Annotated in this window: 19 protein-coding genes and 1 pseudogene; 9 read left to right on the top strand and 11 right to left on the bottom strand. The window is 27.1% G+C overall.

All coding sequences use genetic code 11. The annotated features are described in order from the left end of the window. Window positions 1-7: 7 nt before the first annotated feature. The 4 genes from ALEK_RS06360 to ALEK_RS06345 all read left to right on the top strand — a co-directional run bounded on the left by ALEK_RS06360 (window position 8) and on the right by ALEK_RS06345 (window position 5,607). Complete coding sequence (locus tag ALEK_RS06360; protein WP_071625983.1) at window positions 8-2,089, top strand: sensor domain-containing protein; 2,082 nt, start codon at window positions 8-10, stop codon at window positions 2,087-2,089. Window positions 2,090-2,138: 49 nt separating this feature from the next. After that, window positions 2,139-2,777, top strand: coding sequence for a pyridoxamine 5'-phosphate oxidase (pdxH, locus tag ALEK_RS06355; RefSeq protein ID WP_071625984.1), 639 nt, complete (start codon window positions 2,139-2,141; stop codon window positions 2,775-2,777). A 102-nt stretch (window positions 2,778-2,879) separates the two neighbouring features. After that, window positions 2,880-5,141, top strand: coding sequence for a methyl-accepting chemotaxis protein (locus ALEK_RS06350; protein ID WP_071625985.1), 2,262 nt, complete (start codon window positions 2,880-2,882; stop codon window positions 5,139-5,141). A 100-nt stretch (window positions 5,142-5,241) separates the two neighbouring features. Next, window positions 5,242-5,607 (top strand): hypothetical protein, encoded by a 366-nt coding sequence (locus tag ALEK_RS06345; RefSeq protein WP_071625986.1) that lies wholly within the window; start codon window positions 5,242-5,244, stop codon window positions 5,605-5,607. Between the two features lie 7 nt (window positions 5,608-5,614). Here the strand turns inward: ALEK_RS06345 and ribA are convergent, their stop codons facing one another. The 3 genes from ribA to ALEK_RS06330 all read right to left on the bottom strand — a co-directional run bounded on the left by ribA (window position 5,615) and on the right by ALEK_RS06330 (window position 8,861). Then, the gene (gene ribA, locus ALEK_RS06340; RefSeq protein ID WP_071625987.1) at window positions 5,615-6,190 is read right to left on the bottom strand and encodes a GTP cyclohydrolase II; all 576 of its coding nucleotides are present in this window, start codon (window positions 6,188-6,190) and stop codon (window positions 5,615-5,617) included. An 87-nt stretch (window positions 6,191-6,277) separates the two neighbouring features. Further along, window positions 6,278-8,149, bottom strand: coding sequence for a histidine kinase dimerization/phosphoacceptor domain -containing protein (locus ALEK_RS06335; protein ID WP_071625988.1), 1,872 nt, complete (start codon window positions 8,147-8,149; stop codon window positions 6,278-6,280). Further along, window positions 8,142-8,861 carry a response regulator gene (locus ALEK_RS06330; protein WP_071625989.1) on the bottom strand — a complete coding sequence of 240 codons (720 nt, stop codon included), beginning with the start codon at window positions 8,859-8,861 and terminating at the stop codon, window positions 8,142-8,144. Before ALEK_RS06330 ends, ALEK_RS06335 begins: the two co-directional genes overlap by 8 nt. 138 nt (window positions 8,862-8,999) lie before the next feature. On the opposite strand from ALEK_RS06330, the gene ALEK_RS06325 reads away from it, so the two are divergent. From ALEK_RS06325 to ALEK_RS06310, 4 genes are read left to right on the top strand one after another with little or no spacing between them, the layout of a single operon-like run. Beyond that, a complete protein-coding gene (locus ALEK_RS06325) occupies window positions 9,000-10,985 on the top strand; it encodes a TonB-dependent receptor domain-containing protein (RefSeq protein ID WP_071625990.1) in 1,986 nt (661 codons plus the stop codon). A 10-nt stretch (window positions 10,986-10,995) separates the two neighbouring features. Next, window positions 10,996-11,298, top strand: a complete 303-nt coding sequence (locus ALEK_RS06320) for a hypothetical protein (protein ID WP_071625991.1) — start codon at window positions 10,996-10,998, stop codon at window positions 11,296-11,298. 32 nt (window positions 11,299-11,330) lie between these two features. Continuing rightward, window positions 11,331-12,842: a PepSY-associated TM helix domain-containing protein gene (locus ALEK_RS06315; RefSeq protein ID WP_173424121.1), complete on the top strand. Its 1,512-nt coding sequence runs from the start codon at window positions 11,331-11,333 to the stop codon at window positions 12,840-12,842. Then, entirely contained in the window at window positions 12,829-13,278 is a 450-nt protein-coding gene (locus ALEK_RS06310) for a hypothetical protein (RefSeq protein WP_071625993.1), read from the top strand. The genes ALEK_RS06315 and ALEK_RS06310 overlap by 14 nt, the downstream gene beginning before the upstream one ends. 7 nt (window positions 13,279-13,285) lie before the next feature. Here the strand turns inward: ALEK_RS06310 and ALEK_RS06305 are convergent, their stop codons facing one another. The 8 genes from ALEK_RS06305 to dbpA form a co-directional block, all read right to left on the bottom strand. After that, window positions 13,286-14,509 carry an NnrS family protein gene (locus ALEK_RS06305; protein WP_071625994.1) on the bottom strand — a complete coding sequence of 408 codons (1,224 nt, stop codon included), beginning with the start codon at window positions 14,507-14,509 and terminating at the stop codon, window positions 13,286-13,288. After that, complete coding sequence (locus tag ALEK_RS06300) at window positions 14,509-15,246, bottom strand: ABC transporter ATP-binding protein (RefSeq protein ID WP_071625995.1); 738 nt, start codon at window positions 15,244-15,246, stop codon at window positions 14,509-14,511. The genes ALEK_RS06305 and ALEK_RS06300 overlap by 1 nt, the downstream gene beginning before the upstream one ends. Beyond that, on the bottom strand, window positions 15,234-16,016 hold the full coding sequence (locus ALEK_RS06295; protein WP_071625996.1) for an ABC transporter permease: 783 nt from the start codon (window positions 16,014-16,016) through the stop codon (window positions 15,234-15,236). Before ALEK_RS06295 ends, ALEK_RS06300 begins: the two co-directional genes overlap by 13 nt. Next, complete coding sequence (locus tag ALEK_RS06290) at window positions 16,016-18,076, bottom strand: TonB-dependent receptor plug domain-containing protein (protein WP_071625997.1); 2,061 nt, start codon at window positions 18,074-18,076, stop codon at window positions 16,016-16,018. Before ALEK_RS06290 ends, ALEK_RS06295 begins: the two co-directional genes overlap by 1 nt. Window positions 18,077-18,163: 87 nt before the next feature. Next, window positions 18,164-19,144: an ABC transporter substrate-binding protein gene (locus tag ALEK_RS06285; protein ID WP_071625998.1), complete on the bottom strand. Its 981-nt coding sequence runs from the start codon at window positions 19,142-19,144 to the stop codon at window positions 18,164-18,166. Between the two features lie 189 nt (window positions 19,145-19,333). Then, a complete protein-coding gene (locus tag ALEK_RS06280; protein WP_071625999.1) occupies window positions 19,334-19,615 on the bottom strand; it encodes a peptidylprolyl isomerase in 282 nt (93 codons plus the stop codon). Window positions 19,616-19,675: 60 nt separating this feature from the next. Beyond that, on the bottom strand, window positions 19,676-22,120 hold the full coding sequence (locus ALEK_RS06275; RefSeq protein ID WP_071626000.1) for a diguanylate cyclase: 2,445 nt from the start codon (window positions 22,118-22,120) through the stop codon (window positions 19,676-19,678). A 190-nt stretch (window positions 22,121-22,310) separates the two neighbouring features. Next, the gene (gene dbpA, locus ALEK_RS06270) at window positions 22,311-23,675 is read right to left on the bottom strand and encodes an ATP-dependent RNA helicase DbpA (RefSeq protein WP_071626001.1); all 1,365 of its coding nucleotides are present in this window, start codon (window positions 23,673-23,675) and stop codon (window positions 22,311-22,313) included. Between the two features lie 166 nt (window positions 23,676-23,841). Here dbpA and ALEK_RS06265 point away from each other — a divergent pair. Further along, a pseudogene (locus tag ALEK_RS06265) lies at window positions 23,842-26,076 on the top strand (methyl-accepting chemotaxis protein); the annotation flags it as partial. Window positions 26,077-26,248: the final 172 nt, after the last annotated feature.

Raw genomic sequence — 26,248 nt, 5'->3', positions numbered from 1 at the left:
ATAAAATATGGAAAATAATTTTACTTTTAACAATATTGATCATTATGATACTCTCTTTGAGAACTCTGTTGATCCAATTCTATTTGTTAAAGGATTCAAATATGTAGACTGTAATAAAGCTGCATTAAAAGCCTTGAATATATCATCAAAAGATGATTTAATAGATACTCACCCTGCATATATTTCACCTCAATTTCAACCAGATGGAAAAAGCTCAAAACAAAAAGCAAATGAAATGATGCAAAACTCTTATGACAATGGGGTAATTAGATTTGAATGGTTACATAAAAAAATTACTAATGAAACATTCTGGGTTGAGATTACTTTAAAACCAATGAAAATAAAAGATGAAGAATATTTATATATTTCATGGAGAGATATAGAAAAAAGAAAAGTCTTCGAAGCAAATATAGAAAAAAAGAACCATGAACTAACAGCTTCAAATAATTATATAAAAGATATTAATAACCACTTACAAGATCATGATAAAACAAGTGAAAACTTATTTGATAGTTTGACACTACTTGGACAATATAAAAATGCCTTAGATGAAAGTGCTATTGTTTCAAAAACAAACCTTGATGGAGAAATTACTTATGTAAATGATAATTTTTGCTCAATCTCTGGATATGAAGAAGATGAACTTATAGGAAAAATGCACAGCATTATACGACATCCTGAAGTACCAGATGAAGTGTTTAGAGATCTTTGGGAAACAGTAAGAAAAAAAGAGATATTTAGAGCAATTATTTGTAATAGAAGAAAAGATGGTACTTCTTATTATGTAAACACAACTATTATTCCAATTTTAGATAAAAACTCAGAAATTACAGAGTTTATTGGAATTAGACATGATGTAAGTTCATTGTATGAAAAAGATAAAATTATTTATAAACAATCAATTGATGAATTATGTAATTTATACAATAGATCAAAAATGATTACAGATCTTAAAAGTGTGGTATTTCCTAAACTTGCAATCATAGATATTGATAGATTCAAGGATTTAAATGATTCATATGGAATCGATGTTGGAGATAGAATATTAGAACAATTCGCAACAGAGTTACTAAAATTCAAAAGTACTAATCTAAATATGTATAGAATTTCAGGTGATATTTTTGCAATTTTAGCAAGAGGTGATTTCTCACTAAAAGAACTTACTTTAACATGTGAGAGAATTGTTGAACATATGGCAAAAGTAGACTTTACAGTAGATGATGATATTTTTAACTTATCTCTTACTATTGGAATTGCTACGGGAAAAAAGACTTTAATTACTAATACGGAAATGGCTTTATCTCATGCCAAAGAGAAAAACTTAGAAGTATGTGTATTTAATGATAGAATTGATATTCAAGAGAAGTTAAAAGAGAATATTAATTTTACAAAAGAGATTAAATATGCTCTAAAACACGACTCTATACTAATGTATGCACAAAAGATTTATAACAATAATACTAATGAATATAAATATGAAACATTAATGAGAATGAAACAAAAAGATGGAACTATTATTTCTCCATTTAAATTCTTAGAACATGCGAAAAAAGCTAAACTTTATCCAAATATGACAAGAATCATGATAGAAAAAGCATGTACATATTTTCAAGATAAAGACAAAATGTTCTCAATAAATCTTACTATTCAAGATATAACAAATAAAAAAACTGTAGATTTTTTAGTAAATAAATTAATAGAAACAAATACAGCAAAAAAAGCAATCTTAGAAATTGTAGAATCAGAAGGTATTGAAAACTTTGATGAAGTATCTTCATTTATTACAAAAATGAAAAGAATTGGCTGTAAAATAGCCATTGATGACTTTGGAACAGGATATTCAAACTTTGAATATATTATTAAATTAAATATTGATATTCTAAAAATTGATGGCTCACTAATTAGAGATATTGATACGAATGAAAATTTACACTTAACTGTTTCAACTATTGTAAGCTTCGCTCAAAAACTTGGAATTGAAATTGTTGCTGAGTTTGTTCACTCTGAGCAAATCCATGAAATGGTAAAAGAGTTAGGAATAACTCATTCTCAAGGATTCTTTTTACATAAACCAGAATATTTATCTTAGACTTTGAGATAGTATTAGATAAAATATATTATCAACACTAGGAGATATTTTGGACTTAACACATCTTAGAGGTAAATATACTACAAAAGGTTTAGAAGAAAAAGACCTAAACACTAATCCTTTTAAACAATTTGAAATATGGTTTAATGATGCATTAAATGAAAAGTTATGTGAACCAAATGCAATGAGTTTAGCAACAGTTGGTAAAGATATGATGCCAAGTATTAGAACAGTATTATTAAAAACTTTTGATGAAGATGGTTTTGTTTTTTTTACAAACTACAAAAGTAAAAAAGCCCAACAAATCGAAGAAAATCCAAAATCAGCCCTACTTTTTTCATGGTTAGAACTAGAAAGACAAATAAAAATTGAAGGTTCAATTGAAAAAATATCAAAAACTAAATCCCTAAAATATTTCTTGGCAAGACCAAAAGGAAGTCAATTAGGAGCTTGGGTTTCACATCAAAGTGAAGTAATCTCATCAAGAAGTTTATTAGAGCAAAAATTTGATGAAATGAAAAACAAATTTGCAAGTGGGGAAGTACCTTTTCCATCATTTTGGGGTGGCTATATTGTTAAACCTATAAGAGTCGAATTTTGGCAAGGTGGACAAGATAGATTACATGATAGATTTCTATATGAAAAAAACGAATCTGGCAAATGGGAAATATCTAGACTAGCACCATAAAAGCGAATTTCGAAATTTACAAAATTAATGCTTTTTAATAACAAAAACTAAACACTTTTTATATATAATAATTGATTATTACTAGGAAAAAAGGTTTGTATAATGTTTAATAATTTAAATTTTAGTAAAAAGTTATTATTTGGTGTATTATCTGTATTAATTGTCTTATCTACAATCTCTACATATCTAATCTCAAATAAAGCATTTAAAGATAGTAAAAAAATATCTAAAGACTATATGATGCAATTGGGTTATAAAAATGCATTAGAAATCAAAGGTGACATCGAGAAATCGGTTGTTCTAATTAAAACATTCAGTGCAACACTAGAAACTGCATTAAATGAAAATGTAATGTATGATAAACCTGTTCTTGTTGAACTTATGAGTTCAATATTAGAAAAAAATCCTTATATTGTTGGGGTTTGGACATATTTTGAACCAAACTCGTTTTATCCAAATATTTCAAGAATGGCTAATAGATATGCCCATGATGAAACAGGTAGATTCTCACCTTATGTAATGAAAAATAATGGTGAAATAAATCTTGTATGGCAATATCCAGTTCTTAAAAACAATAAATGGATTACAGAACCTGAGAGAACAAAAAAAGAATTTATTACTGAACCATATAAATTTGAAGTAGATGGGAAAAATGTATTAAATACTACAGTTTCAATTCCTATGTACAAGAAAGGTAAATTTGTAGGTGTTGTTGGAATCGATATTTCATTAGATAAAATCGTACAAAAAATCTCTAAATTAAAAATTCTTGACAGTGGTTATGGATATATTTTAACTTCTCAAGGAACATTAATTGCCCATCCAAATGCTAAAAACCATGGGAAAAAACTAGAACAAATCAATAAAACTCCTATTTCAAAAGATATTATTAAAAATATCAAAAACAAAAAAGATCTATTTTTTGAGAATAAATCAGAAATCAATAATAAGCCTTCATTTAACTACCTTGCATCATTTGAAATTAGTGATTCAGATATAAACTGGGGATTTGGATTATCAGTTCCTGATGAAGAGTATTTGGAAGATGCCTATGTTATTGAGAAGTTCTCAATCTTTGCAGGATTAATTACAACATTATTAATTGGTATTGTTGTATTTATTGGAACTAGAATATTAACAAACAAATTAAATACAATTGAGCGTGGATTAGATAATTTCTTCAAATTCTTAAACAAACAAACTGATGATATTAAAGAAATTGAAATCACTCAAGATGATGAGTTTGGAAAAATGGCTAAAAATATTAATGCTAATGTTAAAACAATTACAAAGAGTATTAATGAAGAAAATGAACTTATTAATGATGTAAAAGACGTTGTAAATAGCGTTGGAGAAGGTCATTTAAGTAGAAGAATTTCAAAAGACTCTAGTACAAAATCTCTAAATGAATTAAAAGAATTAATTAATGAAATGTTACAAAAACTAGAATGTTTTGTAGGAAATGATATTAATCAGTTAGCTAAAGTTCTTGAGAGTTATGCAAACTATGACTTTAGAGCAAGACTTGATGATAATGCAAATGGAGAGATTGGAAAAGAGATTATCTCTATGAATAAAATGATTACAGATATGCTTAGATCTAATCAAAAAGATGGATTAACACTAAAAAATAGTTCAGAACAATTAACAAGAGATGTTAATATTTTAAATCAAAATGCAATTAAACAAACAGAATCATTAGATGAAACAACTAATGCAATTAAAGATATTAGTCAAACAATTAGTAGTACAAACCAAAAAGCTAGTGAGATGTCAAATATTTCATCGTACACAAAAGAGTCTGCAAATAAAGGTAAAAACCTAGCTTCTAAAACTGCAACTTCTATGGATGATATTAATGACAAAGTAAGTGCAATTAATGAAGCAATTGCTATTATTGATCAAATTGCTTTCCAAACAAATATTCTTTCACTAAATGCAGCTGTTGAAGCAGCAACAGCAGGTGAAGCTGGAAAAGGATTTGCAGTAGTTGCAGCAGAAGTTCGAAACCTAGCAAATAGATCTGCGGATGCAGCTAAAGAGATTACAAACTTAGTTGAAAGTGCTACACTTAAAACAAAAGAAGGTAAAAAAATTAGTGATTCTATGATTGAAGGATTTAATGAACTTGAAGAGAAAATCAATGAAACAAATCAATTAATTGATGATGTTACAAATGCTGCAAAAGAACAAGACTCTAAAATGAGATTCATTGGAGATATTGTAGATAGATTAGATTCATATACTCAAGAAAACACTCAAATTGCACAAAAAACAAATCAAATAGCTATTGAAACAAATAAAATAGCATCTGAAGTTGTTCATAATGTAGAAAAAAACAATTTTGAAGGAAAAGAGCTTTAGGCTTTTTTCTTTTAATCTTACAAATTGACATATTTTTTTAAACTCTATTTTTAATCTGCTAAAATACCACTATTAAACAAACATCTAGGAACTAAACAAAATGATATTAGGAAATTGCCCTTATTGTGATGGAATTGTTACATCTAAAAAAATCACAGCACAAGGTAAAACTGTAAAACTTTATTCATGTCAAAATTCAAAAAAAGAGTATGATGAAAGTGAACAATACGTATTCACAGCAGACTCAACATGTAGATTTAGAGTTTATTCAAATGCATTTTTAAGATGGAATAAAAGAAGTTTTTCTGAATATGAAATGAAAAACTTATTAAAAGATGGACAAGCCACAATAAGACTTCATGGTAGAAAAGGTACAGGTGAGTACTTCAAATATGTGATAACGGATGAAGAGTACGGAGTATCTATATTATGGGATGAGGAAGTAGAAAAAGAAGAAACTGCCTAGTTTCTTCTTATAAATAGTGTCCAAAATGTTCTTTTTTTGTATCTAAATAGTCTTTATTATATTTATTTGTTTTTGTAACAGCTGGGATTCTTTCTTGTATTTCAACCCCTAAAGATTCAATATATTCTATTTTTTTCGGATTGTTTGTAATAAGTTTTAACTTACTTACATTTAGGTCTTCTAAAATAAATTTTACAACACTATAATCTCTTTCATCTTCTGCAAATCCAAGTTCTAAATTTGCTTCAACTGTATTTCTACCTTGATCTTGTAAAGCATAAGCATTGATTTTATTTAATAAACCAATATTTCTACCTTCTTGTCTGTGGTAAATTACTAAACCACCTTCATTTGTAATAAAATCCAAAGCTAGTTCTAATTGGTTTTGACAATCACATTTTAAACTACCTAAGGCATCACCTGTTAAACATTCACTGTGAACTCTAACATAAGGAGAACTCAAAGACTCAAAGTCTTCGCTCATAATTGCTAGGTGTTCTTGATCGTTTTGTTTATATGCTTTTATAAAAAACTTCCCATGTTTAGAAGGAAGTTTTGCAATATTTGATTTTAATATATCCATAAAATATTCCATTTGTATTATTGCAACTAAGTCGCAAATAGATTATATACTATAATTCTTAAATAAGAGTAAAAGAATCCTATTTATTTATTCTTCAATATCAAAAGTGATAATAAACTTAACACCCTTGTCATTAATATATTTAATCTGTCCTAATAATTGCCCTTTAGAAATAGAGGAAATCAATCTTAAACCTAGACTTTTTGTTTTATTAATATCCAGATTATCAGGTAAACCTTTTCCATTATCCCATATTTCTAGTAAGCACTTATTTTTTTCTTTTCTAAAAATAATACTAAATTCATTCTCTTTGTCTCCAAATGCATATTTAAAGGAATTAGTTATACATTCATTAATAATTAAGCCACAAGGTAAGGCATGTTCAATATCCATAAATACCTCATCAATATCAATATTTAATTTTAAATCATTAATATTGTAAGCATATGTAATATCTTCAACTAGTTCATTTATATACTTTTTAAAAGGTATCGAGTTTAAATCTTTTGATTCATATAGTTTTCTATGAAGAAGTTCCATAATATAAATTCGCTCTTCTACATCTGTTAATAACTCTTTTGTACTTTCATCACTTACTTTTCTTTTTTGTAGTTTTATTAAATTAATAGTAAAACTAAGATTATTTTTTACTCGATGATGAATCTCTTTTAACAAAGTATTTTTTTCATCTAAAGACTTTTTTAACTCACTAGTTCTATATTCAACTTTAGAATCTAGATTCTTAATATTGTTTTCCATAGAATCAAGCATTAAATCAAAAGTATGTCCAAGCTCTCCAATATGATCTTTCCCTTTTATATTAGATCGTAAATTAATATTTCCAAGTCGTACTTCTTTTGAGGTTTTTACAAGTACATCTAAACTCTTAGAGAATTTTCTAAATAACAAGAAACCTGTAATAATTGAGAAAATTAAAGCCAAAAGAGAGGCTGGTAAAATCTTCCAAAATACAGAATCAATATTATTGTCTAAATCTTCTTTATAGATAGTTGTAACAAAAATCAATCTTCTTTTTTCATGATTATTAATACTTCTAATCCAAGATATAGCTTTATATTTATAATTACCTATATCATTTTCTTTATCCATCATATGAATAATTGGTTTTCCTTCACTAGCTTCCAATATTTGTTTTGCACTTAAAAGACCAGTTTTTATGGCATCTACATCTGATAGTTTACTAATACAATATTTGTTGTTTTTAATATTATCTTCTCTATTGTATAAAGGCTCATTACTTGCATCTTCTACATTTAACCACATTAAAAAAGTTTTACCTTTATGTAAAGGATTAGTATAAGAGAAGCTTTTTTGAATATATTTTTTTATCTCACTCTCTTTACTATGTTCATGATTATAAAAAACATCAGTATTACAAGAGAGAAAAATTGAACTATTTTCATCAAACTTTTTAGAATACGTTATATGTTTTGTAAGAGTTGGACATAAATTCTCTTCTTCTTTTTTTGTAAAAACATGCCATTTATTAAAAGTGGCATTTCTAGATTTGAATTGAATATAACCATCATTTGATAATTCATTTATTTCATATTTTGGCTTTTTACTTTTATTATCTATTAAAGAGAGTTCACAGCCTAAGTTATTACCTTGCTCCTTTAAAAACAAAGCTTTATTCTTATCATCTAAAGTCTGTAATTTATCCTCAATTTTATGTATTTTATATTCTAAAGAGTCTTTTATTCTTGTGGCATTTGCTTTTCCATCACTAATAATATAATCTACTGATAGTTTTAATTGTTGAGTATTTAAAGCAATAGTTTGCTCTACTTGTTTTATTTTATAAGAGTATTGTTCTTTTTCCATTTTTGGAATAATTAGTAAAAAAAGAATAGTTAATAAACCACTTGCCAGAGCAAGAAGAGATAAGAGTAACTTAACAGAAATTGATAAATTTGAAAACTTAATACTCCTAGGCAAGTTTTAACCTATAACCAAATTCATAAATATTCTCAAATAGTTCTTCTTCCAATTTTGCTCTTAACCTATATACTAAGGTTCTTAATTTTCCAATATCAGAGTATTCATCTCTATAAATAAAACTAAGAATCCTATCAAAACTCACAGACTCTTCTGGTTTTTCACTTAGAATATCAAAAAATTTAACTTCATTCCCTGTTAGTTTTACATGTTTATTATTATGAAATAGTATTCTTTTTGCTTTATCATATTTGAAGTTCTCACTTAAATTAATTATTGATTCATCTATTAAACACTCTTTGTTTTTAAAAAAATAGTTATGTTTATGTAAAGCCATTTTTATAGCAATGTCCAAATCCTTATCACGACAAGGTTTAATCAAATATCCGTAAGGTTCACTCTCCATTGCATTTTTTACAGTTACATCATCACTATATGAAGTCAGAAATACTATAGGTATTTTATGTTTCTTCCATATTTGTTTTGCAGCTTCTATTCCAGAATCTTTGCCTTTTAAATTAATATCCATTATTACAATATCAGGTAAGTTATCATTAGCATGATTTACTGCTCTTTGTGCTGTTGTTTCTATTCCAGATACTTCATAACCTAAGTCTTCTAAAGAAGCTTCCATACCAATTGCCAATACTGTTTCATCTTCTACAATTAAGACTTCTATATCATTTTTTGCAAAATTCATTAATTTTGTCATTAATAATTCCTCTGTGATTTGAGTGTGATTTATTGTAGTTATGATACTCAATATCATTTTAAAGATACTTGAAAGTTACAATCTAATACAATCCAAACTTGTATTTTTGATAACTTTTATCAAAAAAAAAGGAAAATAATGAGAAGAAGTATATTATTAAGTGCCGTTGCAGCTCTAAGCATTTCAACAATTAATGCACAAGCAGATCAATTAGCACAGGTTGATGTTTGGGAAACAGAAGTTGTAAGTTCATCAATTAATTTAGGAAAAGAGTCAATTGCAACAAAACAAGCAGATCACTTAAGTGATTTATTAAGAGATATTCCAGGAGTTGATGTAGGGGGAACTCACTCTATTAATAATAGAATTAATATTAGAGGTTTACAAGATGATGACCTAGATATTACAATTGATGGAGCTAAAGTACAAAATGCAAATATGTTCCACCATATTGGAAATATGTTAATCAATCCAGATATTTTAAAAAAAGCCAATATCCAAGTAGGTACTAACTCTGTAATTAATGGAAGTCTTGGTGGTTCTGTAGCCTTTGAAACAAAAGATGGAAGAGAAATGTTAGAAAAAGGTAAAGACTTTGGAGCAAGAATATCTTCATCTTATAACTCAAACAAAAGCCTTTCTGGTTCAATTACAGCCTATGGAAATGCAAGTGAAGACTTAAATTTCTTAGTTTATCATAACTACTTAGATAGAGGGAACTGGCAATATCCATCAGGAGAAGACACATATGGAATTAAGGGTAAAAACCAAAATACCTTATTAAAAGCTTCTTATGATATTAATGATAATCAGAGCATTTCATTATCTTATGACAAACTAAAAGATGAAGGTGATTATCTACCAAGACCAAACTTTAGCTCAACTGCAAATACAACAATCTCAGGAGGAGAAGTAACTTTCCCAACAGAATATACAAGAAATACAATTACTTTAAAACATAAACTTGATTTAGGGGAAAAGATTTTATTAGATACAACAGTGTATTCAAATACTAATGAATTAAAAAGACATGAAACATGGGTTGGAAGAAGTCCTAGACCTACATTTAGTGGAGAGTTAAAAGGTGAAGTAAAAACTCTTGGATTAAACTCTAAAGCACAATCTAATATAGATGTTGGAAATACTTTACATACACTAACTTATGGTGGTATTTATGATAAACAATCAAGTGATGTAACATGGGCAGGATCAGCATATGGGGAAAAAGAAGAAGCTAAATCATCAGCTTTATTTATTGAAGATGCAATTGATTTTGACAATGGTTTAGTTTTAACACCAGGAATTAGATTTAATCATTATGATTTTGATGGAGCTTATGGAAAAATTAAAGATAATAAATTCACTTATGGTTTAGCAGCTGAATATTTAATAAGTGATAATCTAACATTACTTGCAAGTGCAACAACACTTTACAAAGGTGTTGAAATGGTTGATGTATTAGATTCATCAAGAACAGTAAGTACAGAAGTTAAATCTTTAAAAGCTGAAACAGGGATAAATAAAGAAATAGGATTTAGATATATCAAAGATAATGTATTAGGTGCTGATAATATTGGATTATCTGTAAAATACTTTAGAACAAATATCAAAGATACTATTGTAACTAACTGGGCAAATGTATCTGGAACATGGTATGCAACAAAAGCTAATAATGGTGACTTAGATTTAGATGGGGTTGAAGCTAGTTTTAAATATGAACTAGGAGATTTTAGCTCATTATTAACATATGCTCACTCTAATTCAAATTTTACAGCAACAAACAAATCTACGAACTATGAACCAGGGGATAGCTTAAGTTTAAATCTAAATTATCAAGTTACACCTAATATAAATACATCATGGAACTCTATTTTTGTAAAAAAAGAGAAAGATATAGGAAGTATCAATGGAATTGAAAATAAACCAGGATATTCTGTACATAATATGGCAGTAAACTATACACCAGAAACTATCAAAAACTTATCTGTAATTGCAGGAGTTGATAATATCTTTAATAAAGAGTTTATTTCACATGCCTCATCAACAGGCTCAGGAAGAGGTGCATTCTTCGGGGATTATGAAGCTGGAAGAAATATGAAGTTAACACTATCTTACAAGTTCTAAAAGTTAAGAAATGTTAGAAAAAACTAAAAACTTTATGTATGAATCTAAGTCAAAAATTGGCTTAGTTCATGCAGCTTTAGCCTGTATAGGCGCAGTATTATTAAGCTATTTAACAACAATGTTATTATCTTCAATTATTATAGGGGATTTTGCACTAAAAATAATTCCTTCAATGATACTGACTCCTATACTAATGTCCTTTTATGGTATATGGATACTGTTTTCAAAAACTAGAATATTAGCTATTAAAAAGATTTGTTTTACTTTTGTTCTCCTAGTAGTTTCATTAATTTTTTCTATAAAGGTATTTTAATGAGACTAAATAATATAAATCTAAAATATCTAATGCGCGCACATACAATTCTAGGCTTATTTGCAATTTTTCTTTTTTATATTGCAACATATTTTGGAACAATAACAGTGTTCTTACCATATATAAATACTTGGGAAAATCCATCAAGGCATTTTGTCTCTTCATATGAAAAAACAGACCTTGACATTTTAGTACCTAAAATCATAAAAGAAAAAGATTTAAATAATAATATTGAAATTTCACTACCCTCTTTTAGAGATAAAGCTCTAGCTATAAATGACGATAAATCAAAAACAATATATATAAATCCAAATACAAATGAAATACTAAATACACAAAATGAAACAAATTTTATAAGTAATTTTTTTAATGAAATACATATAGGAAGAAATATTCCAAAAGTAGGAATAGTTCTTATGGGAATTGCTTCAATTCTAATGATATTTTTATCTTTAAGTGGAGTTATTCTTTGGTTAAGCAACAAAAAGAAAAGTACAAAAAAAGAGAAGTTCTATTTAAAATGGCATAAAAACCTAAGTTTGAGTTTACTTCCATTTATTCTAATATTTGCCTTAACTGGATCACTTTTAGGATTTATGCTAAGTTCAGCCTCTCCTATTGCATATAGCGCTTCAAATACACAAGAAACAAGTCTTAGACAGTTAGTTGGACCTATTTTATTTCCAAGAGATAAAAAAATTGAAGCTTCAAGAAAAACTGAGATGTTAAGTATAAATAAACTGCAAGAACTTGCACAAAAAAACTTTGTAAATTTAGAAATAAATAAAATCAAACTACAATCATGGAATGAAGAAAATGCAAAAATAAAATTCTCTGGATATCTAAAAGATAATAGATATATCTCTGGAAGAATAAATAGAATGTATATTGAATTAAGTGCAGTAAATGGAAAAGTTTTAGATAAAAAAGATTTAGCTAATGCAAATATCACAAATGGAATATTATCCACTTTTTATTTTTTACATTTTATTCCTGATGAAACATTAGTTCTTAGAATAATCTATTTTATTTTTGGAATTATCATGGCCGTATCCCTATCTTTTGGTTTTTTAATTTATAGTGAAAAAAAAGCTAAAAAAGCCAAAGCAGATGAGAAGTATTACAGTATTTTAAACAAACTAGCAATGGCTACAATGATTGGAGTTATTCCAGCATCTTGTTTATTAATGTTTTTATATTGGTATTTACCTTTTGATATGTTTGAGAGAATCACTTGGTTAAAGGGTTCATTTTATAGTTTTTGGGCAGCCACTTTGCTTTATGCAGTAATAAAAGACAATGTATTAAAAGTAATAAATCACCTTTTATTTATCTCTTCAATATTTCTGATTTTAACAGTAGTTTATCATGGAATAAGTACAGGTTATTACCCATGGCTTAGTTTCAAAGCAAATTTAAATGAAGTTTTTTTTGTAGATTTAACACTATTAGTTTTTGCACTGTTGTTTTTTGTTTTTACAAAAACTTCAAAGAAAATACCTTTCTTTTATAAATATGATGGAGATAGATATGAAAATCAATAAAGTAATATCTATTTTTTTACTTTTATTTACAACAACTCTTTTTGCACATAAAATAGCAGGAGTAGAATTAGAAGTAAAAAAAATAGAAAACGACAAAATCCATATAAATGCTTTTTTCAAAAAATCAAAAAGAGCTTTAGCTGGAAATAAAATAAAACTTATTTCTATGATTGATAATAGAGTTTTATTTGAAGATAAACTCTCAAAAAAAGGTCTTATTACAAATATACCAAATGAATCTTATTGGGTATATTTAATTGTAAGAGATAATGATGTAGTAAAAGATGGGCCAGCTCCTAATAAGGGCTTTAAAATTGAAGTAAAAAAAGAAGCTAAAGCTTTTTTATACACAAGTATAACTTCTTTTATTTTTATATTTATATCAATAATTTTGATGTTTAGAAATAAAAAACAAAAACTAGAAAAGAGTTATTAACTCTTTTCTAACCTTTTATTCCATCAGCTCTTTTAGCTAATAAATATGGAAAATATTTAATCATATAAAGTACAAATGCCAAAGCCCAAAGAATTGAAGAACTCACGTATGCTAGAATTGTATACTCTTCATAAAAAGGTATTAATACTCTAATAAGTGTAGAGGCTAATATAAATAAAATTCCTAATACTATATAAATATTTGATGTTAATTGTCTTCCAGTATGAACTGTTGAAATTACAACCATTATGACAAAAAATGCAATTCCAAAAGAACCAGTAGTTAAAAAATGTCTAAAATGATTTATAGCATATAAAGACTCATCTAAAATATCATAAGCAATAAAACCATAACCTAAACTCATTAAAATTGTTACCAATGATAAAAAAATCACAAAGGGCTCAAATAGTATTGATTCATATTTTAAAATATAGTCATTTAGTATAGAAATAATAGCACAAGCACAAGCAAAACCAATCCATGCTAAAGCAGAATTTCCTTCATAAAAAAACTCCCCTACTGTATATAATAAAACAGTAAAAATAGCTAGGTTATATCTAAAACTTCTTGCTAAAAATATATCATCAATATTTTTATCTTCCATAATTTCATTTAAAGCTTCCATATTAACTCGTCTTAACGCTAAAAGAATTAAAACCATAAACAATCCTAATGCCACTTTTAAAATAGCCAAAGAATCACTTTGAACTAATGACATCTGTGATAAGAAAAACCACACTTGCACAAAAAACAGAGCACATATAGTATAAGCAATTGAAGAGTGTTTTTGGAACTTATCTAAAACCACAGGTTTAAAAGCCCAAACTAAAATCCATAATAAAATAGATACATTCAAAATAAAAACTATATAAATACTAAGATAATCAATAAACCAGAAGCTAACTCTTCCACTTAACCATAAAGCTGTAATCATTTTTAGTTTGTTTCCAATAATAGGAACAGAACCTGGATACATTTCAGGTAATCCAGTAAGTAAAAAAGCCAATATTCCTGCAATTCCAATACCATATAAAAACTCATAAATATGCCAAGTTAAAATATCATCAGTAAAAAAAGGAATCATTCCAGAGTATACAAATCCCCATAAAATTGAAGAGATTACAATATAAGGAGCTAGAAGTAAAAAGATAATTCTAAAACCATAAGCTAGATATATTGGTACATTTTTATCATCTGGATAATACATATAATGTTTCATTGCATTTGCCATTATTTTAACTCCAATTCAAATGTTGAGATGATTGTATTATCTTGCAATAACTTTGCACATTCATTATAAACAAACTCGTCATTTCTTTGTTTGTGAGAAATATCATAATCAAAACTTTTTACTATTTGTCCAGGATCTGCTTTTAGTAATAAGACTTTATTGCTTAATCTAATAGCTTCCATTAAATCATGGGTAATAAATAGAATAGATAACTCTTTATTTTCTATTTTCTCAATTAATATATTTTGTAACTCTTTTTTTAAACCAATATCTAAAGCAGAAAAAGGCTCATCTAAAAATAAAAGCTCAGGTTCAACGACTAAAGCTCTTGCAAAAGAGACTCTTTGTCTCATTCCACCACTTAAATCTTTTGGAAACTTCTCAAAATCCTCAACTTCCAAACCAAATTGTAAAGCAATCTTTTTTGATTTTTCAAGTGCTGTTTTTTTCTTCTCACCTTTTGCAATTAAACCCAAAGAGATATTATCTAGTACATTTTTCCAAGGAAGAAGTCTTGGTTCTTGAAAAGCAAAGGAAGAACTTTTAAAAGAGTTTTTTATTTTGCCTTCTTCTAGTTTTAGAAGTTTTGCACATAAGTGTAAAAGAGTGGTTTTTCCACCACCACTAGGACCTACAATTGATAAAACCTCTCCTTTTTCTAAAGTAAAGTTAATATCATTTAAAATCTCAGTAAAACCAAAAGAGTGATTTACTTTTTGTACTTCTAATCTCGCCATGATTCAACCTCTCTTTTTATAGGTTCTAAAATTATATATTCAATAATCATCAAAGTACCAATCATAATAACAACTAATGCTAAAGCTGTAGGCGTATCTAACTGAGCTCTTGCAATTGATAAAGAGTAACCTATTCCAGAGTTTGAAGCTAAAAGCTCAGCCATTACAACAATCTTCCAAGACATACCAAGTCCTGAAATTAAAGCAGGAAAAACATAAGAGAAAATATGAGGAAAATATAGATTCAAAAACTTCTGATAAAAAGGTAAATTAAAAGAATCTACCATCTCTTTTAAATCCCCTTCAATTGTTCTAGTTCCTTGTAAGGCTCCTACAAAAATTATAGGAAAGGAAGCTACGACAACTGTAAATATTACTGTTTGGTCATTCATACCAAACCAAATCATTGCTAATACAATCCAAGCAATTGGAGGCATTCCAACTAATATAGTAACTATTGGTCTACTCATAATTGAAGCAGTTGCAAAAAAGCCTGCTAATAATCCAAGGGTAGTTCCTATTAGAAAAGATATTGAAAAGCCTATAGAAGCTCTATATATTGTAGTTTTAATCTCACTCCAAACCTCTAGGTCTTGAAGCATTAAAAACAAAGTTTGAAAAGTTTGTAGAGGTGATGGTAAAACTAAATTTCCATAAACTTGATTTCCTATATCCCAACAGGCAATAAAAAGTAAAATAGAAGCAATAGCTCCCCAACCTGAAAATAAATAGGCTGGGAAGTCTTTTAGTAATTTAATTATGAACTTCATTAAAAGCTAACTTTAACACCAGTGAAATAATATACTCCAACGTTTGAACCTAAAACAGTATCTAGTTCTTTATCAAAAATATTATCTACACCTGCATAAAGTTCAACATTTTTCTTAACTTCATATTTTCCAGAAATATCCACTAAATTATAAGCATCTGCTTTTGTAGTATTAGAAGAATCTGTATATTGTTTTCCAATATATCTAAGTATTAAATTAGTTGAAAACTTTGATGTAAAGTCATAATTTGCACTAAATGAAGCAGAAATATTTGGTGTAAATGAAAGCTCTTTTTGTGTACTTTCATCTTCAGATTTTAAATATGTAGCATTTAGAGCTACACCTAATTTATCATTTACTTCATGTGATAATGAAGCTTCGGCACCTTTAATATCAACTTTTTCTAAATTCTCAGAAGTATAATATTTAGCAGCACCAGTACCGTATGATACTAATTCAATTTTATCTTTTATCTTATTATTAAAGATTGTAATTTGTGATGACGTAGATTCACTTCTATTAGATAATGAAATCTCAAAAGTCTGAGACTGTTCTGGTTTTAAATCATAAGCAGTAGTTTTAGGACCAAAGATTACATCAGCACCAAATCTTTTCCCATCTTTAAAGCTTGGAGCAACAACAAATAATTCTGCAACATCAGGTGTTCTATATCCTTGCGCATAATTTGCTCTAATACTTGTATTTTCACTTAAGTTCTTCACAAGTCCTGCTTGAAAAGTAACTTTATTATCAAAACTAGAAATATTGTCATATCTAGCACCAATTGTTGCATTTAAAGTATCAGAGAAAGCAATCTCATCTTGAATAAATAAAGATTTATATTTTGCTGTTTTAGTAATAAATTCACTAGAAGAAGGAACAGGATTTATAGCACTTGAATCTCTAGTTTCTTTTCTATACTCAACTCCTGTTGTAATGAAGTTATTTTCATTTAGTCCATATTTAATATTTGATTCAAAAGTATCAAATGTAACATTTGCACTAAATTTAGTATTTGTAGGACCATTGAAATTAATTGCATTAGTATAGTTTCTTTTTTTATAATAAGATCTATAAACTTTTGCATCAATAGATAAATCATCATTAATAAAATAATTCATATCTGTAGATATATCTAATCTTCTATTTTCATCTCTAGAATCAATTGGTGTTTGTTTAACTAAAATAGGAGTACCAGCATTTACATATTTTGCATTACCTAAATAAATACCATTTCTTTTTTCAATAAAGTAATTTAAATCAAAACCTAAAGTAAAGTTATCAGAAAAATCATTTTCAAATCTTGTTCCAATTGTTTTTACTGTTGATTCATCTCTATACGTTACTCCAAAATCTCCAGCAACTCCATGTTGAGCATCTCCTGCAATTACTGCCCCAGAGTTTGGATTAGTTGCAATTTGAGAATATGATTTAGATTTTGTGAACGGTGTTGTATTATTGTAAGAGCCATAAACTCTATATTTAAAAGTATTTACTTTTCCACTTGTAGTAAAGTTGATATTTTTATTTTTAGCATCCCCATTAGAATTTGCACCATATTTCATATCAAGTGTTGAAATATTCTTATCAATCTTTTTTGTAATGATATTAATAACTCCACCAATTGCATCTGAACCATAAAGAGTTGACATTGAACCTTTTACAATTTCAATTCTCTCAATCATAGATGCTGATATTCTTGTCATTTCATAAGGGCTTTCTGTCTCCCCTGATAATCTCTTCCCATCAATTAAAATCAGTGTTCCATTAGCACCAACTCCTCGTAAAGAAATTGCAGCTTTTGAAGCAGAACTTGGATGAGGAAACCTTGCAAATTGAGCATTAATAGAAGGTATTTTTTTTAAAATCTTATCTAATGTACTAGCACCAGTTTTTTGAATATCTTTTTGAGTAATAACAACAACAGATGCACTTACTCCATCAATTGATTTTTCTGTTTTTGTAGCAGTTGAAACAGTAATTTCACCTAGGTTTTGAGCATTCGCAGTATTTAATATAGAAAAACATACTATTGTTGAAAGCAATATATTCTTTTTCATTTTTTTCCTTATTTATAAAATTGTTGTATTCTAGTATTAATATAAATTTATCTCATTGATTAATATCAATAATGAGAATAAATATCATTAATACTTGTAATAAAAATTAGAATCTGGAGATTTTCCACCAATTAATTTAGGATTACTCTGTTTTAAAATATCAAAGAAAAACTCTAAATCTTTTTGAGAGTCAGTAGATTTAACAGAATCAATATTCACATATTTTATAGAATCAGCAAGACCTTTTTCTTCTAACATAGGTAAGGCTTTAACAATAATTTCAGATGACTTCTCTGGGTTATTTTTATACCAAGCTAATGCTTTTTTATACTCAAGCATAAATCTATCAATAATCTCTTTTTTTCCCTCAGTTTTTCCTAGGTAAGCAATTCCTGCTTGTGGTATTTTTGATTCTATTTTAAATACTTCACCCCACTCTTTTTGTAAATCAGCACTTCTATACAATTCAGGTGCAACAACTTTTAAAGGGAAAGATTTTGTTTTTCTTAAAGCAATAGAAGTAGCAGGTTCTGCAAGTAAAGCATGGTCAACTCGTCTCATTATTAGCATTTGCATTGCATCTATTGGACTAGCTACATATTTTAATTTAAAATCTTTTTTATAATCAAAACCTTGGGCTTTTACAATCTCTTTAAATACAATATCAGGCATATCAAATTTAAATGGCATTACAATTTCTTTGTCTTTAAAATCAGAAAGTTTTTTAAGGCTTTTATCTCGTGTTAACATTCCTAATATTCCCCAAACCGAGACATTTAGAAGTTTTATATCAACACCTTTATTATATAAATTTGCAGCAACATTAGTAGGAACTGCAATAAAATCTACATCAGAATTTAATGCTAGTGCTCGTAATTCATCTGGATTTCTCCAAACTTTAAATTCTATTTCTTTACCTAAGTCTTTTAGTACATCATTGTTTTGCATTAAAATCATTGGATGAGATACTGTTGCAAAAGGTCCTGCAACAACGATCTTGTCAGTCTTTTTAGCCCATAGATTTGTAGTTAGTAAAACTGCGAAACTTAAAAGTATTTTTCTTAACATGGTATTCCTTTATTATTTTGATAATCATTATTAAAATAATACAATAAGGAAACTTAATATTATTATTGTTATTAATATAATTTAAATTTATAATATTATGTTTTGGAAAATATATAAAAGGGAGTTGTGTTTTATAGGTATTTTAAAAGTTAGGCAAAAGAGAAGATAAACTTCTCTTTTAAAAATAAATTAGTCGTTTCTAGCTGTAGTTTCTAATAAGTGGTATCCAAACTGAGTTTGAACTGGACCATGTACTACATTTAAGTCTTCATTGAATACTACTGCATCAAATTCAGGAACCATTTGTCCTTGGAAGAATGTACCTAAATCTCCACCTTGAGCTCCTGATGGACATTTTGAAAATTCTTTTGCAATATCTTCAAATTTTTCACCGTTTTCAATTCTTTGTTTTAATTCATTACATTGTGTTTCTGTTTCTACTAATAAATGTCTAGCTGATGCTGATTTCATATTATAATTCCTTTTTTTAATCTAAAGGCGAATTTTAGCATAAGTTTAAATTTTTAGCAATTAGTCAAAAAACTCGATAGAATTTTTACCTTGTTTTTTAGCCACATACATTGCTGTATCAGCTTGTTTGATAATATCTTTTGCACCAATAGAAGCATCACTAAATAAAGTCACCCCAATACTTGGAGTTGATATATTTTTATGCCCATCTATTTCCATAATACTATTTAGTGAAAATTTAATTTTCTCTGATAATCTTTGCATATTAAATTTAGCTTCTTCTTTTGAAGCTCCAATACAATCAGCAAGTACAATAAACTCATCCCCACCAATTCTAGCAATTGTATCTTCTTCTCTTACAGTTTCTCTTATTTTTTTAGCAACCATAATTAAAAGGCTATCTCCAACATCATGACCTAAAGTATCATTGATTTTTTTAAAGTTATCAAGATCAATAAATACTAAACCACCTAAAATATTATGTCTAGTAACTTTAGTAATTGCATGTTCAATTCGATCTAATAATAAAAGCCTATTTGGTAAACCTGTTAAGTTATCATGTGTTGCTTGGTACTCTAATACTTTTTGTTTATCAATATCTTCACTAATATCTATATATTGACCTAAGAAGTGTGTTATATCTCCATTATCATCTTTAATAGCAGTAATTGTTGAACGTAAAGGAATTTTTTCCTTATTCTTCTTAGTATTATAAATAACTCCACTCCAAGAGCCTTCATTTAATAAATCAGACCATAACTTATCGTAGAACTCTTTATTTTGATGTTTTGATTTAAACATATTAGGATTTCTATCAATTACGTCTTGTTTCGTATAACCCATTACATTACAAAATGCTGTATTTGCATTAATTATTGAAGCTTCACTATTTGTAATAATCATTGGTTCATTTGATTCAAAAGCATAAGAAGCTAGTCTTAATTCTGCTTCTTGTTTTAATCTATTTTTTTCATAATCCATTTTTTCTAAAGCATGGGTCATATCATTTATCATTTTTTCAAATAGTATTTCTATTTCTTCATCAAAGAAGTTTTTTACATTTGAATATAAAACTAGTACTGAAACAATATTATTAAACTTCATAATAGGAAAAGCAGCAGCAGATTTAATATCAAATAAACTTGCAACATCTGAAAGAACAGAAATATTATCTACTTCAAAATCAGGAATAATTACATTCCTTTTTTCATTTAAAACTTTAGTGATAAGATTGTCATTTTTATTATTCTCATCTATAAGTTTAGTAGTAAGCAGTTCTTTTAATTCCCCTTGTTGGGCAATTAATTTCATATTATGTTCTTTAGTCTTTTTATAAATAAAACCAAAAGTCATACTATTATTTTCTGATATTAATTTACATATTTTATTAAACAATAACTTTTCATTATCAATCTTTAATAAAAATTTATTTGTTTTATTTAGAAGTTTATATACATCTTGTTGTTTTTTAATTTTAGTAAAACTTCTTTGTTCATTAAAAATAATACTTCTTAATACAAATAAAAGAGAAATCAAAGTGATAAAAGAAACTAATAAAAAAGTAAGACTTAGAATTTGTGCTAAATAAGCGTCATTCTCCAAATCCCTTGCTAACTTTAATACTTTTACAGTTACATAATCATATACATTTTCTAAAGAATCAATTTTTTGACTTGATAAATCCCACCAAACATTGATATCGGGATAATCCCTACTTCTGTATGATTCTAATTTTTTTCTTATTTCTTGAATATCATTTTCTGTAGTTAATTTTAACTCTTGATTATATTTATTAACTTCATCAAGTTCTGCTTTTAATAAAAACTGCTTTTTATTAATAAGTTGCTTAGTATATGATTTTATTAACTCTTTATGAATTTCAGGGTTATTGATTTTTGAAGTAATTAAAATAGAAGATAAACCTCTCTCAATTGCAATATATTCATTTTGTAATAATAAATTTAATAAATATGAAAATTTATTATTGAACTCAGCAGCAAAATGAATTGGTCTTAAAGAATAAATACTATCTAATAATAATTCATTTAAATAACTATATTTTTTAAAACTTTCAAAAGAGTTATTTTTTTTATTATTCACTTCATTTCGTATTAATTCTAGAGAATAAAAATTTGATTGTACTTTTTTTATATTTACTACAATTTCTGTTTGATTTTTAAAATGTATAGATTTTTTTAAATAATTAGCATACATTTCATTTGTTTTAATTCTTTGTTTGTCTAACTTTTCTTTGAATTTTTCTGCGCCTGAATATATAGCTGAATAACCTCTCTCTTTCTCGAGAGAATCAACTAATTTTTGAGTAGCATTAATATATTGTATATTTTTTTGAATATTTGAAACTTCAGCTAATGTATCAATTTTTTCATAAACTAAAACACTACTAAAATACAACATTCCAATAGCGGGTAAAGTAAATACTAAAATGATTTTAAGGAAAAGTGTGTTTTTTAATAAAAAAAATTTTAATAAATTATTTATCATAAATTAGCCCCTATTTAGTTATTTGTATTATATTGGCTGTCATCTTAAAATAAAATTTATATAGAAAGTAAACTAAATAATATATTTGACACGTAACATTTTGTTTATTATAGTAGATTATTAAGAATTATGATAGTTATTATTTTATAATATTAGAAGAAACTAGAAAGAAGCCTTTCTAGTTAAATTTCTATTTTTCAAATATTCTGAAATATTTACCTTTGATTTTATTATTGCTTAATCCATCAAAAGCTTTTTTTATGTATTCTTTTTTTACTGCTACGTAAGAACAAAAATCCATTGAATTGATTTTACCAATACTATCTTTTGGTAAACCACATCCAGCAGTTAAAGCTCCAAGAATATCTCCAGCTCTTAGTTTTTGTTTTTTCCCACCATTAATAAATAGTGTTCTATAATCACTGTCAATTTTGAATGTTAAATCATCTTCAATATTAGTGATATTATCAAACTTAATATCATCAAAGAAATCTTTAATTTCATCAACTTTATCATCTTCATATTCAGTATATAATGAAACTGCTAATCCACCTTTTCCAGCTCTTGCCGTTCTACCGATTCTATGAGTATGTACTTTTTCATCTCTAGCTAAATCATAATTAATTACTAAATCAATATCATCAATATGTAAACCTCTTGAGGCTACATCTGTTGCTATTAATATAGGATATGACTTATGAGAGAATAAAGTAATAATTTCATCTCTATCTCTTTGATCTAAATCAGAGTGTAATGTAAGAACATCTAATCCTAAAGCATCTAATTCATCTGCTACTTCATCACATTTGATTTTAGTATTACAGAAGATTAAAATAGATTTTGCTTTATTTGATGAAATTAGAGGTGAAATTAAAGATACTTTAGTACTTTCTTGTACTTCATAGAATCTTTGTTCAATACTAACTTTTTCTGTTACTACTGCTTCTACCATTGTTGGGTTATTTAAAACACCTTTAGATAGTTTTTCAATTCCTTCTTCATAAGTTGCAGAGAATAACATAGATTGTCTGTTTTGAGGAAGTGATTCAATAATAGTGCTGATATCTTCAAAGAATCCCATATCTAACATTTTATCTGCTTCATCTAATACTAAAGTGTTTAGATTCTCAAAATTAATATTTTCTTCTTTAATATGTTTTAATACTCTTCCTGGAGTTCCAACAATAATATGTGCTCCATGGAATAAAGAAGATACTTGAGGATTATATGGAACTCCACCTGTTAATGTAAGAACCTTTACATTATGGATATGTCTTGATAATCTTCTAATTTCTACTGCAATTTGGTTTGCAAGTTCTCTTGTAGGTGCAAGAACTAAAGATTGTATTCTAAAGTTTTTTACATCTAATTTATTCACTAAAGGAATTCCAAAAGATACTGTTTTCCCAGAACCTGTTTTTGCTTGAGCAATAACATCTTTATTCTCTAGAAGTAAAGGTAAAGAAAGTTCTTGTATTTGAGTCATACTTTTAAAACCTAAAGATTCTAGGTTTGATAAGAAACTCTTATTTAAATTTAATTTTGTAAAGTTCAAAGTTTTAAAGCCTTTTTATTTTTTGAATTATATCATAATTCTAAAATTGTTTACTTTTGTAGTGTTATATAAAGTTATTTTTTATATTGATCAGAGTCATAGCTACGTTAAGGTAATTATATTATAATCCCTTCCATATTAGTAGAAAGAAGAGAGAGGAACGTTTATGCTTACACGATTATCAATCAAACAGAAATTGATTTTAATTATGTCAATACCCCTAATTGTTGTTATTTTATTAGCAGCAAAATTAACATATGACTCATATACATATAATGATTCATTAAAAAATTTAGAAAAAGTAGTAGTCTTATCAACAAAGATTGGTGCTTTATTACATGAAACACAAAAAGAAAGAGGAATGACAGCAGGTTTTCTTGGAAGTAAAGGTAAGAAGTTTACTCAAAAACTACCAACTCAAAGAGAAAATACAAATGATAGAATAAATGATTTAAAAGCATTTTTAAATGATTTTGATACAAAAATTTATGGAAAAGAATTTGTTTCTAGCCTAAATTTAGGACTTGGTAATATTGAACAATTTAATGATATTAGAAATCAAGTTTCATCACAAAGTATTGCTACAGGAAAAGCAATTAATTTTTATACTAAAACAAATGCTATTTTATTAAATCTTATAAGTTCTATTACAAAACTATCTAATAGTGCAAAAGTATCACAAGATATTGTTTCTTACATGAACTTCTTATTATCAAAAGAGAGAGCTGGAATTGAAAGAGCAGTTGCAACTAACACTTTTGCTAGAGATAATTTTGCTCCGGGAATGAAATCAAAACTATATACTTTAATTGCAGAACAAAATGCATATCTTGATGCCTTTATTAAAGTAACAAAACAAGAATCAAAAGATTTCTATTTTGATACAGTACAAGGTTCAGCAATAGATGAAGTTGAGAAAATGAGAAAAATTGCACTTTATTCAAATAAAGATAGCAACTTTAATGTTGAAGCTCCATATTGGTTTGATCAAATTACTCAAAAAATCAATAAACTTAAAATCGTAGAAAACTACCTTGCAGATAAACTTACAAAAACTATTATTAGTGAAGAAGATGTTGCAAGACAAGAGATGATTATTTTTGGAATATTAAGTCTTATTGGTATTGCACTTACTTTAATCTTAGCTAGAACTATTGCTTTTGCTATTTTATTAGATGTTGATTTAGTAAAAAAAGGTCTTACTGATTTCTTTGCCTTTATTAATTATGAAAAAGATGATATTCATTTAGAGATTGTTGAATCAAAAGATGAACTAGGAATGATGTCAAAACTTATTAATGAAAATATTAATAAAACAAAAGCAAATATTCAAGCAGATAGAGATTTAATTGCTAATACAATTGAAGTTGCTAATAAAATCAATAAAGGTTCATTAGACTCTAGAATTTCGGCTGATTCAAATAATCCAGCTTTACAATCATTAAAACAAATTATTAATGAGATGTTAGAAACATTAAATCTTAATATTGAAAATGTAATGAATGTTTTAAGTTCATACTCAAAACTAGATTTTAGACCAACAGTTCAAGACAATAACTTAGAAGGTATTATTAAAGCCTTAGAAGAAGATGTAAATAGCCTTGGTAAAGTAATCACTGAAACTTTAGTTGAAAATAAAAAAAGTGGAATGATATTAAGTCAAAATGCAAATACATTATCTAATAACATGGATATGATTTCAAATGCAGCTAATGATCAAGCAGGAAGACTTGAAGAAACAGCAGCAGCATTAGAAGAAATTACTGCTAACATTACAAATAATACTCAAACAACACTAGAAATGGCTTTATATGGTAATAAAGTAAAAGATTCTGTTAAAAATGGACAAGTATTAGCAGAGAATACAACAAAAGCAATGGAAGAGATTAATGAACAAACATCTTCTATTAATGAAGCAATTACAGTAATTGACCAAATTGCCTTCCAAACAAATATTTTATCACTTAATGCTGCAGTTGAAGCTGCAACTGCTGGGGAAGCAGGAAAAGGTTTTGCCGTAGTTGCTCAGGAAGTTAGAAACTTAGCAAACAGATCAGCAGAAGCTGCCAAAGAGATTAAAAGCTTAGTTGAATCAGCTCAAGATAAAACTCTTGATGGTAAAAAAGCAGCTACAAATATGATTGATGGTTATGAAGCATTAAATATAAATATCAATAAAACAATTGAATTAATTGATAATGTAACAACTGCTAGTAAAGAGCAATCATCAGGAATTACACAAATTAATGATGCTGTTAATAACCTAGATAAAATCACTCAGCAAAATGCAACAAGTGCAAGTGAAGCAGATAGTATTGCAAATAGAACATTAGAAATTTCTAATATGATTATTGAACATGCAGATGCTAAAGAATTCGAAGGTAAAGATAGTATTGCCATTAGAGAAAAAACAACTGATTTAGCTTACTCAGGAGTTGAAAAAAGATCAGCTGAGAGACAAATAAAAACAATTAGAACAAATCATAGTCAAAGTACTCATTCAAATACTACAAGTGAGTCAAATGATTCTTGGGAATCATTCTAAAAGAGAATAAACAAAGAGTTAAACTCTT

Source organism: Poseidonibacter lekithochrous (assembly GCF_013283835.1).
GTDB lineage: Bacteria > Campylobacterota > Campylobacteria > Campylobacterales > Arcobacteraceae > Poseidonibacter > Poseidonibacter lekithochrous.
This window is presented reverse-complemented; position numbering and strand designations above follow the sequence as displayed.

Excerpts from the sequence above, each read along its gene's own strand:
- ALEK_RS06360 (WP_071625983.1), top strand. The coding sequence starts at position 8 with ATGGAAAATAATTTTACTTTTAACAATATTGATCATTATGATACTCTC.
- ALEK_RS06350 (WP_071625985.1), top strand. The coding sequence starts at position 2,880 with ATGTTTAATAATTTAAATTTTAGTAAAAAGTTATTATTTGGTGTATTA.
- ALEK_RS06345 (WP_071625986.1), top strand. The coding sequence starts at position 5,242 with ATGATATTAGGAAATTGCCCTTATTGTGATGGAATTGTTACATCTAAA.
- ribA (WP_071625987.1), bottom strand. The coding sequence starts at position 6,190 with ATGGATATATTAAAATCAAATATTGCAAAACTTCCTTCTAAACATGGG.
- ALEK_RS06330 (WP_071625989.1), bottom strand. The coding sequence starts at position 8,861 with ATGACAAAATTAATGAATTTTGCAAAAAATGATATAGAAGTCTTAATT.
- ALEK_RS06325 (WP_071625990.1), top strand. The coding sequence starts at position 9,000 with ATGAGAAGAAGTATATTATTAAGTGCCGTTGCAGCTCTAAGCATTTCA.
- ALEK_RS06320 (WP_071625991.1), top strand. The coding sequence starts at position 10,996 with ATGTTAGAAAAAACTAAAAACTTTATGTATGAATCTAAGTCAAAAATT.
- ALEK_RS06315 (WP_173424121.1), top strand. The coding sequence starts at position 11,331 with ATGCGCGCACATACAATTCTAGGCTTATTTGCAATTTTTCTTTTTTAT.
- ALEK_RS06310 (WP_071625993.1), top strand. The coding sequence starts at position 12,829 with ATGAAAATCAATAAAGTAATATCTATTTTTTTACTTTTATTTACAACA.
- ALEK_RS06305 (WP_071625994.1), bottom strand. The coding sequence starts at position 14,509 with ATGGCAAATGCAATGAAACATTATATGTATTATCCAGATGATAAAAAT.
- ALEK_RS06300 (WP_071625995.1), bottom strand. The coding sequence starts at position 15,246 with ATGGCGAGATTAGAAGTACAAAAAGTAAATCACTCTTTTGGTTTTACT.
- ALEK_RS06295 (WP_071625996.1), bottom strand. The coding sequence starts at position 16,016 with ATGAAGTTCATAATTAAATTACTAAAAGACTTCCCAGCCTATTTATTT.
- ALEK_RS06290 (WP_071625997.1), bottom strand. The coding sequence starts at position 18,076 with ATGAAAAAGAATATATTGCTTTCAACAATAGTATGTTTTTCTATATTA.
- ALEK_RS06285 (WP_071625998.1), bottom strand. The coding sequence starts at position 19,144 with ATGTTAAGAAAAATACTTTTAAGTTTCGCAGTTTTACTAACTACAAAT.
- ALEK_RS06280 (WP_071625999.1), bottom strand. The coding sequence starts at position 19,615 with ATGAAATCAGCATCAGCTAGACATTTATTAGTAGAAACAGAAACACAA.
- ALEK_RS06275 (WP_071626000.1), bottom strand. The coding sequence starts at position 22,120 with ATGATAAATAATTTATTAAAATTTTTTTTATTAAAAAACACACTTTTC.